The sequence below is a fragment of the Paenibacillus dendritiformis genome (genome assembly GCF_021654795.1).
Taxonomy (GTDB): domain Bacteria; phylum Bacillota; class Bacilli; order Paenibacillales; family Paenibacillaceae; genus Paenibacillus_B.
Window position 1 is genome coordinate 1,120,568 of record NZ_AP025344.1, and the last position, 14,420, is coordinate 1,134,987.

General features: G+C 57.5%; 12 protein-coding genes. All 12 read left to right on the forward strand.

Going from position 1 to position 14,420, the window contains the following annotated elements; genetic code table 11:
• Positions 1–184 precede the first annotated feature (184 nt).
• The 12 genes from L6439_RS04810 (at position 185) to L6439_RS04865 (ending at position 14,361) form a co-directional block, all read left to right on the forward strand.
• A complete protein-coding gene (locus L6439_RS04810) occupies positions 185–1,657 on the forward strand; it encodes a catalase (protein ID WP_213471452.1) in 1,473 nt (490 codons plus the stop codon).
• A 51-nt stretch (positions 1,658–1,708) separates the two neighbouring features.
• A complete protein-coding gene (locus L6439_RS04815; protein WP_168180143.1) occupies positions 1,709–2,005 on the forward strand; it encodes a Fur family transcriptional regulator in 297 nt (98 codons plus the stop codon).
• Positions 2,006–2,302: 297 nt separating this feature from the next.
• A complete protein-coding gene (locus tag L6439_RS04820; RefSeq protein WP_168180142.1) occupies positions 2,303–3,490 on the forward strand; it encodes an anhydro-N-acetylmuramic acid kinase in 1,188 nt (395 codons plus the stop codon).
• Positions 3,491–3,562: 72 nt separating this feature from the next.
• Positions 3,563–4,732: a serine hydrolase domain-containing protein gene (locus tag L6439_RS04825; protein WP_213471453.1), complete on the forward strand. Its 1,170-nt coding sequence runs from the start codon at positions 3,563–3,565 to the stop codon at positions 4,730–4,732.
• An 858-nt stretch (positions 4,733–5,590) separates the two neighbouring features.
• Positions 5,591–6,352 (forward strand): IclR family transcriptional regulator, encoded by a 762-nt coding sequence (locus L6439_RS04830; protein ID WP_213471454.1) that lies wholly within the window; start codon positions 5,591–5,593, stop codon positions 6,350–6,352.
• Positions 6,353–6,425: 73 nt separating this feature from the next.
• Positions 6,426–7,436: an ABC transporter permease gene (locus tag L6439_RS04835; RefSeq protein ID WP_213471455.1), complete on the forward strand. Its 1,011-nt coding sequence runs from the start codon at positions 6,426–6,428 to the stop codon at positions 7,434–7,436.
• A gap of 41 nt (positions 7,437–7,477) precedes the next feature.
• A complete protein-coding gene (locus L6439_RS04840) occupies positions 7,478–8,398 on the forward strand; it encodes an ABC transporter permease (protein WP_168180148.1) in 921 nt (306 codons plus the stop codon).
• Between the two features lie 41 nt (positions 8,399–8,439).
• Positions 8,440–10,047, forward strand: a complete 1,608-nt coding sequence (locus L6439_RS04845; RefSeq protein ID WP_168180147.1) for an ABC transporter substrate-binding protein — start codon at positions 8,440–8,442, stop codon at positions 10,045–10,047.
• Positions 10,048–10,095: 48 nt separating this feature from the next.
• The gene (locus L6439_RS04850; RefSeq protein ID WP_213471456.1) at positions 10,096–11,355 is read left to right on the forward strand and encodes a M20 family metallopeptidase; all 1,260 of its coding nucleotides are present in this window, start codon (positions 10,096–10,098) and stop codon (positions 11,353–11,355) included.
• 1 nt (position 11,356) lies between these two features.
• On the forward strand, positions 11,357–12,337 hold the full coding sequence (locus L6439_RS04855) for an ABC transporter ATP-binding protein (protein ID WP_213471457.1): 981 nt from the start codon (positions 11,357–11,359) through the stop codon (positions 12,335–12,337).
• Positions 12,334–13,296, forward strand: a complete 963-nt coding sequence (locus tag L6439_RS04860; protein ID WP_213471458.1) for an ABC transporter ATP-binding protein — start codon at positions 12,334–12,336, stop codon at positions 13,294–13,296. The genes L6439_RS04855 and L6439_RS04860 overlap by 4 nt, the downstream gene beginning before the upstream one ends.
• Positions 13,297–13,416: 120 nt before the next feature.
• The gene (locus L6439_RS04865) at positions 13,417–14,361 is read left to right on the forward strand and encodes a DUF1177 domain-containing protein (protein ID WP_213471459.1); all 945 of its coding nucleotides are present in this window, start codon (positions 13,417–13,419) and stop codon (positions 14,359–14,361) included.
• Positions 14,362–14,420: the final 59 nt, after the last annotated feature.

Here is a 14,420-nt window from a genome sequence, read left to right on the forward strand (position 1 = left end):
TTGACCATGGAATGAACTTTCATCGTCAAAAGGGTGTTCTTTTATTCATTTCCAGAATATAATAGATATTAATTTAGAATTATTATTGATTAGCTGTATTGGATGTGATACATTAGTTGATGAAAATGATAATTATTATCACTTGATAGTGATTTGATTTCACTCGACTAACGGAGGGGATTTGATGAAGGAATCCAATTTCATGACGACCAATCAGGGTGCGCCCGTTGCCAATAATCAGCAGTCGAAAACCGCCGGGGCGCGCGGCCCCGTTCTGCTCGAAGACTATCATCTTATCGAGAAGCTGGCTCACTTCGATCGGGAACGCATTCCGGAGCGGGTCGTGCATGCGCGCGGAGCGGGCGCGTTCGGCGTGTTCAAGCCTTACCGCAGCATGGCGAAGTACACGCGGGCGGCGTTTCTCCAGGATCCCGATGCAGAGACACCCGTCTTTGTCCGGTTCTCGACCGTGATTCATGGCGGGACCTCCCCGGAGACCGTGCGGGATCCGCGCGGATTTGCCGTCAAATTTTATACGACGGAAGGCAACTACGATCTGGTTGGCAATCATCTTCCGATTTTTTTCATCCGCGACGCCATCAAATTCCCGGACATGGTCCACTCGCTGAAGCCGGCCCCGCATACGAATGTACAGACGCCGGATCATTATTGGGACTTCATGTCACTGTCTCCGGAATCGACGAATATGATGACTTGGCTCTTCTCGGACCTCGGCATTCCGGCCAACTATCGCGAGATGGACGGCTTCAGCGTCCACGCGTTCAAATGGGTCAATGAGAAAGGCGGCGTCGTGTACGTCAAATATACATGGAAATCGCTGCAGGGCGTTCGCGGCTTGAGCGTTGAGGAAGCGGAGCGGATTCAAGCCAAAGATTTCAGCCATGCGACGCGCGATCTGCATCAGGCGATTGAAGAAGGCCGTTACCCGGAATGGGAGCTCTGCGTTCAAATGCTGGAGCCTTCGCGTCTGGACGATTTCGACTTCGATCCGCTTGATCCGACGAAGGTATGGCCCGAAGCGAGTATACCGATGATGAAGGTAGGCAGGATGACGCTGAATCAGAACCCGGACAATTATTTCGCCCAGGTCGAGCAGGCGGCGTTCTCCCCTAGCGCGCTTGTGCCCGGCATTGAACCGTCCGAGGACAAATTGCTTCAGGGCCGTCTCTTTTCCTATCCGGATACGCAGCGGCACCGGCTCGGTCCGAACTACCTGCAAATCCCGGTGAACTGCCCGTTCGCCCGGGTAAGGAATCATCAACGGGACGGGTTGATGACCATGAAGCAGGATACGTCCCCGGTCAACTACGAGCCGAATAGTCATGCCGGGGCATATCCGGAAGCGGGCGAGGCTTATGCCGAGAGCGAAACGGCGGTGGAAGGAACGACGATGCGCCGCTCGATAGACAAGACGAATAATTTCGGCCAGGCCGGAGAGAAATATCGTGAAATGTCCCCGGAGGAACAGGATCGGCTCGTGCAGAACCTGGTGAACGATCTGAAGCAGGTACGCCCCGAAGTTCAAATGCGGGCGCTGTGCAATTTCTTTCGGGCCGATGCGGAGTATGGAATGAAGCTTGCGGCCGGGCTTGGCGTGGATATGAGCGAATATTTGCAGCATGCACCGCGTTCCTAGCGCGAAGATAGAGAAGTTCAGCGTTTCTTTGAAAATTCTGTGAGGAAAGGAATGGGGCACGTGAATCATAACAATCTGGAAGCTTCGGTTGTTCGGCAGGGCAAGGACAAAAAAATGCATATGACGCAGCAAAGAGAGGCCGTCTATGCTTGCATTCGTCAAGCGGCAACCCCATTGACCGCAATGGATGTTTTTCTGGCTTTGAAGTCGGGCGGGCATCGGATTTCCCTCTCTACCGTCTACTGCAGCTTGAAGTATTTCGTCAAACAAGGACTTGTTCACGAGCTTCAAGACGATCAGCTCTCCAAGCGTTACAAGCATGCCTGCCCCATCTGCCGCGGCGCGTAACGGCCGTTCATGATGTTGATCGCGAGGTTCCTTGAACCCGACAGACAGGAAGCCCTTTGCAGAACCGCTGCAGAGGGCTTTTGATCTGCTTGCGGCCGGGCGGCGAGTATCTGAAACAAAATATTATATTGAAGAAAACATATTTAAAATAATATTTCAATCGCGTATAATAAAGCTAACTTGGCAAACGCCCCTGTACAACGAATGTGCTAAAATCCACTTTTATTTTATATGGGTACTATAAAGTGTCGATTGCATCGTGCTATTGCGCTTATCGAAGAGGAGGGGGAGACTGCGATGCGGATTGTCATGCCGAACCGCCCTTATCGTACCATCATTGGCCTGATGTCAGGCACATCGCTGGACGGAATCGATGCCGCCGTTGTCCGGGTGCACGGAAGCGGGATCGGAACGGAAGCCGAGCTGCTGGCGTTTCATTGCATCGAATATGATGACGGGCTGCGAGGCAGAATTAAGCGATTATGCGGAAAAGAGCATTCCCATGCCGCCGACCTCTGCATGATGAATGCTTATCTTGGCCAGCGGTTCGCGGCGGCCGCCCGGGAAGCGGCAGCAGCGGCCGGGATTCGGATGGAAGACATCGATCTCGTCAGCTCCCACGGGCAGACCGTCTGGCACCAGCCAGTGGCGGACGGCGAAGAGCCATATTGCGTTCCCTCCACGCTTCAAATCGGAGATTTATCCGTCATCGCGAAGCTGACAGGGCGGCCCGTGGTGGGGGATTACCGCCCCGCCGACATGGCCGTCGGGGGCCAGGGGGCACCGCTTACCCCCTATGCGGATTATCTCTTTCACCGCCATGAGCGCCTAGGCCGCATAGCCCAGAATATCGGCGGTATCGGGAACTGCACGGTCGTTCCGGCCGGGGCCGACGCGGATCAAGTGGTGGCCTTCGACACCGGGCCGGGCAATATGCTGATTGATCAGGCCGTCCATCGGCTGACGGAAGGGGCGCTGTCCTATGACCGCAATGGCGGCTGGGCCGCCCAAGGCCAGGTGAGCGAAGCATGGCTGGCCGAGCTGCTGGAGCATCCTTACTATGCCCAGAAGCCGCGGAAGACGACGGGCAGAGAAATGTTCGGCGAGGCGTATGCCACGGATTTGATTCAGGACGGTCTGGAGCGGGGCTTGCCGGCTGCCGATATCGTGGCGACCTTCACGATGCTGACGGTGCGGACCATCGCCGGCGCATACCGCGATTTTATATTTCCTGAGCATGACATCCATGACGTGATCGTCAGCGGAGGCGGGGCCCGCAACGAGACGATGATGCGATGGCTCGCGGCAGAACTGCCCCGACAGCGCGTCCAGCGCTCCGATGAGATTGGCTTGCCTGGCGATGCGAAGGAGGCGATTGCCTTCGCCGTGCTGGCGAATGAATTTGTGCACGGGATTGCCAATCAGCTTCCTTCCGTAACCGGAGCGTCGCGCCCAACCGTCATGGGCAAGCTTGCCCTTCCGTGAATTCTGACGCGGAGCATGAATGTTATTAACCGAGAGATTGGCATCCAATACGACAATAAGGCGGTTTTTTCCATGAAAAAATGGGATCTGTCTGCAGCCGGGCAGCCTGGCTTGAGCGAGGAAGGACTGCAGGCCGCTTGGTCGCCGCTCGATAACGCGATCGAGCAGGGACTTATCCCCGGGGGCGTGGCTCTTATTGGGCGCCGCGGCCATGCGGCGGCTTATGCCGCCGGGCATGCGTTCCTCAGCGAGGAGCGTTCCCTTCCGGCCAGCGTGGACACGATCTATGACTGCGCGTCATTGACGAAGGTCGTTGTTACGCTGGCGCTCATGCTCCTCTTGATGGATCGGGGCCAAGTTCGGCTTGCCGATCCGGTGGCACAGCATATCCCCGCATTTGGGGCCGCGGGGAAGGCAGAGGTTACGATCGGGCAATTGCTGGCCCATACCTCGGGCCTGCCCGCGCTTCGCCATCTGTATTCGCACGGCTGGACACCGCAGCAGATCCAGGAGGCGATCTGCGCGATGGAACCGGACTATCCGCCAGGGACGCGCTGCGTCTATAGCTGCCTGGGTTATATAATCCTCGGCGAAATTATCCGGCAGCAGTTCGGCCGTCCGTTAGAGGAAGCCGCCGGGAGCGAGGTGCTTCAGCCGCTCGGAATGACGGCGAGCCGGTATAATCCGCCGCCGGAATGGAAGCCGCGCATCGCGGCGACGGAATACGATGCGGCGCTGGGCGAATACCGCTGGGGCTTCGTGCACGATGAGAACGCCTTTGCGCTTGGCGGGGCGGCGGGCAATGCGGGGCTGTTCTCGACCGCGTCGGATCTGCTTCGGTATGCCCGCATGTGGCTGGCCTTGGCTGGCAGCGCCAGTTCCGCCGATGGCGCGACGAACGCCTCCTTAAGCCGCCCCCGGACAGAGGAGGGTCCGGCCGCCTTCTTATTGTCGCGCGAGGCCGTGAAGGAAGCGCTGCGAAGCCATACCAATGACATCCCGGGAGCAAACCGGGGGCTGGGATGGGTGCTGCACGGAGACCCGGCCGATGTTGGCGGAAAGGGTCTGTCTCCCTACAGCTTTGGCCATACGGGCTTCACCGGAACGAGCCTTTGGATCGATCCGGCGCAGGATCTCATTTTAATTCTGCTGACGAACCGCGTCCATTTCGGCCGGGGCAACTCGATCGCGGCGCTGCGCCGTCAGTTCCACGAGGCTGCGTCCGCGGCTATACAGAACTAATTCCTATATCAAAACCTTGGGAAGTAGATCCTAACCTTGCGAATCAAATCCAGAATCTATAGATTAAATCCAAAATCTGGAGAGTGCATCCAGAACCAGTTGAGTGTATCAAATCCTTGGCAAGCGCATCCGGCGGGATGCCGGCCAGGGATTTTTTTGCTGGCAAACAGGCTAGGCTCTGCCGAGCAGTTGGATTGGCGCATGCCGTGATAGACGGCAACGTGCCAGATCGAAGGCAGTTGAATCCAGGCAGCAGTGTATCTGCGAGGTCTTTGATCCACTCTCCCTTCGGCTCAGAGAGAAAGCAAGTAAGGCCCGGTTAGCGTGGAATAAGTCGGGGCGAGCCACTACCATCAGGCGAGCAAGTTGTAGAGCCAGGAAACACATCAAGCAGATGGACCAAGTGGTTGAATTTAGAAGACGGAATAGCAAATAAAGGGATGCCAACCAACGCACCTTCAGCCCGCCCCTGAGCCAGTGGGAGACTGGCTATAAGGCATCGGGAGTGGGCAAGCCCGTGCCGGCTTCTGACTCGATGGGATAGTGACGCAAAGAAATAGAACAACACGCATCACCCTGAGGAAGAAGACGCAACATCCCCTCGGCGCGTTCCTGAGCCAGGGGCCTGTGCCTCCTCACAGGCATTACATCAAATGTAAGGTATGTACTTCCATAATATACATATGTCTACTGCAAAAGGACATAAAAACCGTAATGTCCGCATGGTAAAAACAAGGAAAAATAGTTGTTGATCTTTCGTTCGCATCGTTTATAATGATGAAAAATTATTTATAGAAACAGTGTACCGATTATCGGTACAGAGGCCTTGTTGACTGAAAAAGGGGAAGAGGTGAGGAAGTGTCGCTCAAGACGCTGGCCAAATCGCTTGAATTGCTCGATTGCTTTACATCGGATCATCCGATATGGGGGGTACGTGATTTAGCGAAGAAGCTGGGAATGCACCACTCGGTTGTGCATCGCATCGTTAGTACGTATGAACAGCATGGCTTTCTCATTCAGAACAGAGACACGCAGAAATACCATCTCGGCTTGAAGCTGCTGGAGTATGGCAAGGTGGTGACCGAGCAGTTGAACATCCAGCAATATTTTCAGCCGATATTGAAGGAGATTGCGAATTCGACCGGGGAATCGGTGTACCTGAATATGCTTGAAGGGAAAGAGGGCGTCTGCGTATCCATCGTCCTCAGCTCGAAGGATATTCAATATCTGATTCCGGTCGGCGACCGTTCGCCGCTGTATGCCGGAGCTTCGCAGAAGGTGATGATGGCCTACCTATCGGAGGAGCTTCAGGAGGAAATCATCCAGGAAGGCCTGAGGGCCGTCACTTCCCGAACGATAACGGATCCGCTCCGCTTGCGGGCGCAGTTGGCGCAAATCAAGGAGGAGGGCTGGTGCATGTCCGTCGGGGAGTATACGGAAGATGTCGTCGGCATTTCCGTGCCGATGCTGGACAGTCATCGCCGCATTCTTGGCTCCATTACGATAGCCGGGCCAAGGTACCGGATCGACGATGAGAAATGCGAGTCGTACTTGCGTATTTTGATTGACCAAGTCCCTTTAATACGTCAAAGCTGCAATATTATATCGCATATGTGGTAACCAGGTTACATTTTTACACAGCCGTACTTTATCTAGATAATGAGATACCGCTTTAAAGGGGGAGGGGTTGCTCTTGCTACAATTCATTACTCGACGTCTGTTGTACCTCATTCCAAGCTTGCTCGGCATCGTTCTCATCACGTTCATTCTGTCCCGAGTCCTGCCGGGCGACCCTGCTCTGATGATTGCCGGAGAACAAGCGCCGCAGCATGTGGTGGAGAACATTCGCGCCCAGCTCGGGCTGAACGAGCCGCTGTACGTCCAGTTCGGCACTTATATCAAGCAGTTGGCCCAAGGGGATCTGGGAATCGCCTGGCACACGGGACACACGGTGCTGGAGGATTTCGCCGTCCGTCTCCCGGCCACGATAGAGCTTGGCTTCGCCAGTCTGTTGATTGCGTTGCTGGTCGCTATTCCGGTAGGCATAGTGGCCGCTACGAAAAAAGAATCGATTGTGGACCACATCTCCCGCGTTTTTTCACTAATCGGCGCCTGCATGCCGGTCTTCTGGCTGGGACTGCTGCTCATCCTGTTTTTCTATTCCAAGCTCGGCATTGCGCCCGCTCCCATGGGCCGAATCGGCGGAGATATCCTTCCGCCCACTTCGATTACCGGATTGTATCTGGTGGACAGCTTGCTTACGGCGGATTGGGTCGCCTTCAAGCAATCCTTGTCCCATCTCATTCTTCCGGCCATTTGCCTTAGCGCCGGCACGATGGCTATCATCGCCCGCATGATGCGTTCCAGCATGCTGGAGGTCATCGGCCAGGATTATATCCGGACGGCCCGCGCCAAAGGGCTCAATGAACGTTCCGTCGTGTACAAGCATGCTCTGGCCAATGCCTCGATCCCGACGATTACGATGGTCGGTCTCCAGATCGGCTACCTGCTCGGGGGGGCGGTCATCACGGAAACGATTTTCGCCTGGCCGGGCGTCGGAAGCTATGTGACGGAGTCGATTCTCGCGACGGATTACGCCCCGATTCAGGCGTTCACGCTGCTAAGCGCCGTCGTATACAGCGGCATCAATTTGCTGGTCGATGTCATCTATGGCTTAATCGATCCGCGCATCCGCTATGAATAATCCATCTCTCATGTCATGACATCTTAGGAGGTGCAACCGTGATGAAAGGATCAACCTCATCGACCGCTGCCATCGCGGCGGCGAGCGACACATCCAGGCTGCAGGAGCTATGGCATGGGCTGCGGCAGTGGAGCAAGCTGTTCCTTCGCAACAAGCTTGCCGCGCTCGGCCTCATCCTGATCGTGGTGTGGACGCTCCTGGCCATCGCCGCGCCGCTGGTCGCGCCCTATGCGCCGGATGCCACGCAGCTGGCTGCGAAGCTGCAAGGTCCGAGCGGGGAGCATTGGTTCGGGACGGACCAGTTCGGCCGGGATATTTTCAGCCGTGTCGTCTATGCGGCGCGCATCTCGATCTGGACCGGGCTTATCGCCGTCGGAATCTCTTTCTTCATCGGCGTTCCGCTCGGCGGCATCGCTGCCTATTACGGCGGCTGGATCGGGAATGTGATTATGCGCGTCATGGATATTTTTCTGGCGTTCCCTTCGCTCATTCTGGCGATGGCGATCGCGGCCGCCATGGGCCCCGGCCTCGTCAGCGCGATGATGGCCGTTGGCGTCGTCGGCATTCCGGAGTTCGCCCGTCTGATGTACAGCCAGACTATCTATTTGAAGGAACGCGAATTCGTGGAGGCGAGCCGTTCCATCGGGGTCAAGGACGGCACCATTCTTGTCCGGCATATTTTCCCGAATGCGCTCGCGCCGCTGCTCGTCCGCATCACGCTCGGGATGGGGTTCGCCATCTTGACGGCGGCGAGCTTGAGCTTTCTCGGTCTCGGCGTGCGCCCGCCGCTGGCGGAATGGGGGGCGATGATATCCGAAGGCCGCGAGTACATTATTACCGGCGAATGGTGGCTGGTCACCTTCCCGGGGCTTGCCATCGCAACAACGATTCTTGGCTTCAATCTGCTTGGCGACGGACTGCGCGACGTCCTTGATCCGCGGCTGCGCACAAGCCGGAAATAAGCGATATTTTTCAGTCGAATCTTCAGGGGGAGGAAACAATGATGAAACGAAGCAACTTGACGATGGCCCTTGTATTGACACTCATCTTGGCTCTGGTTGCGGGCTGCGCGCCGAAGGCGAACCAGTCGGGGGGAGACAGTGCCGCCGGCCCGGGCGAACAAACGAACGCATCCGGCAGCGGCTCCGGCGGCAAAACGCTGACCGTCGCCTATTCCGAAGGCGGGCAGACGCTCGATCCGGCGGAAGCGAACGATCTGACGTCGGATACGCTGGTGCTGTCCACGTATGATCAGCTCGTCACATACGGCGTCAAAAACGTAGATGGCGCGGATATCGCTGCCACCGAAGAAATCAAGCCGATGCTGGCCGAGTCGTGGGACGTGTCCGATGACCAGCAGACGTATACGTTCAAGCTGCGCCAGGACGTGAAGTTCCATAGCGGCAATCCGCTCGACGCGGATGCAGTCGTCTTCTCGCTCGATCATATCAAAAACTCGAACTCGGGCGGTTTCTTGTATCAGCAAGCCTCGATCGAGTCGTACCGCAAGGTGGACGACCATACGGTGGAGGTAAAGCTGGAGCGCCCGAACCATATGTTCTTGCAAATTTTAGCGATGTACTCCTTCTCCGTCATCGATCCGAAAGCGATCGAAGGGGAGCCAAGTGAATTTTTGAAGACGAAGACGGCAGGTTCCGGGCCATTCAAGCTGGAGAAATGGGATCCTTCCTCCGAGGCGGTATTCGTGGCGAACGACGATTACTGGCAGGAGCGCGCCAAGCTGGACAAAGTGGTCATGAAGTTCATGAAGGAAGCTTCGTCCCGCACGATGATGCTGAACAAGGGCGATATCGACCTGGCCATGGAGATTCCGCCGAAGGATGTCGATACGCTGAAGCAGAACACCGGGCTGACCGTGCGCTCTGACGCGAGCAACCGCATTTTGTACATGGGTCTGAACAATAACGTGAAGCCGTTCGACAATCCGAAGGTGCGCCAGGCGATCGCCTGCGCGATTCCGCATGATGCGCTTCTGAAGGATGTCATGTACGGACAAGCCAAGCAAATGAAGAGCATCGTGGCAAGCAATACGCCGGGCTTTTCCGATAAGGGCTACGAGTATGAATACAACCTGGACAAAGCGAAGGAGCTGCTGAAGGAAGCGGGCTACGAGAATGGCTTCTCGTTCGACTTCACGCTCGGCTCCGGCTTCAAAGACTGGGAAGACGCCGCCACGGTCATCCAGGCTGAACTGAAAAAGATCGGCGTCACAATGAACATCAACAAGTTGGCGCGCGCGCAGTTCCTGGAACAGCTTCGCACCGGCAACGTGCAGTCCTTCATGTCGAAATGGACTTCTTTCGTCAACGATCCGGAATACCATCTCGGATTCCTGGTCGATAGCGAGAGCTCTTCCAACTACGTTCATTACGATAACGCGAAGGTCAATGAGCTGTTGGATCTGGCGGCGGTCGAGACGGACATGACGAAGCGCAATGCCATGTATGAAGAAATCCAGGGCTTGATCAATGCGGACATGCCATATGTGTACATGTACGAGTACAACCGCCTCGTGGCGTTCAACAACGATGTGAAGGGGTATATTTTCTTCCCGGATGAATGCTTGCGTTTTTACCCGCTTTCCAAATAAGACAAGAGATAACGATCGCAATGGATATGGATACAGGAGGGGATTACGGTGAATGAATGGAAGCAACGCTGGATAGACGAAGTGGAACGGCGCCAGGACGAATTGCTGGGCTTGTGCTCGAAGCTGATTCAATTCCCGACGGAAAATCCGCCTGGGGACTCGCGTGACATCAGCCAGTTCATTATCGACTACTTGGCCGGGGTTGGCATCGAGACCAAGGTGTATGACGCTGGAGACAACATGCTCAATCTCATTGCTACGATTGGCGATGAATCGGCATCGGAACGCCATTTGATCTATTGCGGCCATACCGATGTCGTGCCGGCAGGCGACCGCTCCCGCTGGGACTTCGATCCGTTCTCCGGCGAAGTGCGGGACGGCTATGTGCTCGGACGCGGGGCCAGCGACATGAAATGCGGCTTGGCCGGGCTTATCTTCAGCGTGAAGCTGCTGAAGGAGCTGCAGGTTCCGCTCAAAGGCAGAGTGTCGCTGCTCATCGTGCCGGATGAGGAGACGGGCGGGCATCTCGGCGTGCCGTGGGTGTTCGAGCGGAAGCTGATCCACGGCACGGCGGCGGTTATCGCCGAGCCGTCGCATCCGCTGCATCCGACGATCGGGCAGAAGGGAAGCTGCTGGTTCAACTTCACGGTGACAGGCACGCCGGGCCACGGCAGCCTGTCTCCCCTCCTCGGCGACAATGCGATTATGAAGGCGGCCGCAGCCGTTCAGGCGCTGCAGCAGCTGCATCATTATCCGGTCGAGCTGCCAGAGGAAGTGAAGGATATTATCGAAGTGACGAAGCGTTATATCGCGGAAAAAGAAAATGCCGATTTCTCCGCCATCATCGATCGCGTGTCGGTCAATGTCGGCTTGATCGAAGGCGGAACGAAGACGAACGTCGTGCCTGACCGCTGCACGGTCAGCGTCGATACGCGCCTTCCGTTCGGCGTCGAGCCGGCCCAGGTGCTGGCTGAGGCGAAGCGGCTGCTGGCCGAGATCGGCATCGAGACGGAGCTTCATCCGGAAGGCTTCCAGGGACTGGCGAACTGGACGCCGCCGACGGATCCGATCGTGGAGGAACTCGTGCAGCATATCTGCGACGTGAAGCAGGAAGAAGGCTACGGCGTCCTGCAATGGGCATCCAGCGATGCGCGCCATTTCCGCCGCGCCGGCATTCCGGTGCTCCAGTACGGCCCTGCCGAACTGTCCACCATTCACGGCTTCAACGAGAAGGCGCCGGTGCAGGACGTGGTGGACGCGGCCAAGGTGTACACGCTGACGGCGCTCAGCTACTTGGGTGGTGAGTAACATGGAACCGGTGCTGGCAGTCGAACAGCTGGAAACGGAATTTGTTACGAACGGGGGCGTCTTCAAGGCGGTGGACGGCGTAAGCTTCCACGTGCACCAAGGGGAGACGCTCGGCGTTGTCGGCGAATCGGGCTGCGGCAAAAGCGTCACTTCCTTGTCCATCATGGGGCTTCTCCCGAAGAAAATCGGCCGGGTGAAGGGCGGACGCATTCAGTTCCATGGGAACGACCTGCTGCAAGTCCCGGAAAAGAAAATGAGGTCCATTCGCGGCAACCGGATCGCGATGATCTTCCAGGAGCCGATGACCTCGCTCAATCCGGTGTTCCGGATCGGCGATCAACTGGCCGAGTCCATCCAGCTTCATAAGAAGCTGAAGCGCAAGGAAGCGATGCGGCATGCTGTCGACATGCTGCGCAAGGTCGGCATTCCGCATCCCGAGTCGGTGGCGCAGGAATATCCGCACCAGCTCTCGGGCGGGATGCGCCAGCGGGTCATGATCGCGATGGCGATGTCCTGCAATCCGGAGGTGCTGATCGCGGACGAGCCGACGACGGCGCTTGACGTGACCATTCAAGCGCAGATCCTGGATTTGATGCGGCAGCTGCAGGAGGAAGAGAAGACGTCTATCCTGCTTATTACCCACGACCTCGGGGTCGTCGCCGAGATGTGCCACCGCGTCGTCGTCATGTACGCGGGACAGGTCGTGGAGGAGGCGGATGTGGAGACGCTCTTCGAATCGCCGCAGCATCCGTATACGCAAGGGCTGCTGGCCTCGCTGCCGCAGCTCGCCGGGGAGCAGGAGCGGCTGGAGTCGATTCCCGGCACGGTGCCGAGTCCGCTGCAGATGCCGCCGGGCTGCCGCTTCGCCCCGCGCTGCAAATACCGGACGGAAGCGTGCGATCAGGCGCAGCCCGCGCTGACGGATCTGGGCGGCGGGCACCGCTGCCGCTGTCTGCTCGTCGAGAAGGGGGTGGCGCGATGACGGCATTGCTGCAAGTGCGCAATCTGAAAAAGCATTATCCGATTCGCAAAGGGCTCATGAATAAGCAGGTCGGCTCCGTGAAATCGGTGGATGGCTTGAACTTCGATATCTATGAAGGCGAGACCTTCGGCATCGTCGGCGAATCCGGCTGCGGCAAGTCGACGACAGGCCGCTCCGTCTTGCGCCTCATTGAACCGACGGAAGGCGAAGTCTGGTTCCAAGGCCGCAATCTTATGGCGCTCTCTCCGAAGGAGCTGCGCCAGCTTCGCCCCGAGATGAGCATGATCTTCCAGGATCCGTACGCGTCGCTGAATCCGCGCTGGACCGTGCAGCGCATCCTGGAGGAGCCGCTGCAGACCCATCTGCCGATGCGGTCCCCGGAGCGGAAGCAGCGCGTGCAGGAACTGATGGAGCGGGTAGGGCTGTCGTCATTTCAAGCGAACCGTTTTCCGCATGAATTCTCGGGCGGCCAGCGGCAGCGCGTCGGCATCGCCCGCGCCCTGGCGCTCAACCCGAAGTTCATCGTCTGCGACGAGCCGGTCTCGGCGCTGGACGTGTCGATTCAGTCGCAGGTGCTCAACCTGATGCAGGATTTGCAGGAGCAAGAGAAGCTGACCTATATGTTCATTTCTCATGATTTATCGGTCGTCAAGTTCCTGTGCACCCGAGTCGGGGTCATGTATCTTGGCAAAATGGTCGAGCTGGCGCCGAAGCGGAAGCTGTATGCGAATCCGCTCCATCCTTATACGAAGGCGCTCATGTCGGCGGTGCCTGTGCCGAACCCGAAGGCGAAGAAGGAGCGAATCGTCTTGTCCGGCGAAGTGCCGAGCGCCAAAAATCCGCCGCAAGGCTGCGCCTTCCATCTTCGCTGTCCGATGGCGTCGGAGCGCTGCCGCACCGTCCAGCCCGAATGGCGGGAGGCGGATGAAGGGCATTGGGTGGCCTGCCATCATATTTAAGGTCTAAGGCTTCCCTGTCTGGTTCCGGCCCGGCAGAGAGGCTGGCAGGTTGGGCTGCAACGTAACGATGATACCGACAACTATGACTCTATGACATCGAGCGGAAAGGGAGAGAAAATGATGGCTTTACTGCAAACGTTGCGAATCTATGAAGCGGTGGACAATGCATTTACATCCGGCGAGGCGGTGAAGGAGCTGTTCGAGCCTTATCCGCTGGCCGACGTCAGCGTGCAGCGGGTTCATGGCGAGAAGGGATTTACGGATTTCATCCGCATCCTTATCCCGGGAACGGAGGGCAAGCACGGGGGCGGACAAGCGCCGAGCTTCGGCATCGTCGGCCGGCTGGGCGGGCTGGGCGCGCGGCCGCAGCGCATCGGGCTCGTCTCCGATGGCGACGGCGCGATTGCGGCGCTGTCCGCTGCGTTGAAGCTGGCCGACATGAGCGTGAAGGGCGACCGTCTTAGAGGGGACGTATACATTACGACCCACATCTGCCCGGACGCGCCTACGCTGCCGCATGAACCGGTCGACTTCATGGATTCCCCCGTTGATATTGCGACGATGAACGACTATGAGGTGCTGGACGAGATGGAAGCGGTCTTGTCCATCGACACGACGAAGGGCAACCGCGTCATCAATCACAAAGGAATCGCGATTTCCCCGACGGTCAAGGAAGGCTATATCCTGCGCGTCAGCGACGATCTGCTTCGCATCATGGAGATGACGACCGGGCAGCTTCCGGTCACGTTCCCGGTGACCACGCAGGACATTACGCCGTACGGCAACGGGCTCTATCACATTAACAGCATCCTGCAGCCTTGCGTCACGACTGCTGCGCCGGTCGTCGGCGTCGCGATTACGGCGCAATCGACCGTGCCCGGCTGCGGGACAGGGGCAAGTCATGAAGTCGACGTCGCGCTCGCCGCGCGCTTCGCGGTGGAGGTCGCCAAGGAATTCACGAATGAAGTCTGTGCCTTCTATAATAAGGAGGAGTTCGAGCATATGCTTAACCTGTACGGACCGATGAATGCGCTGCAGACGCTGGGAAAAACGGTGCAAGCTTAACCCTGCGAGGTCATTCGCCGTGTGGCTTAAGGCCCCGCCGCAAGAGAGAAAGGAGGCTG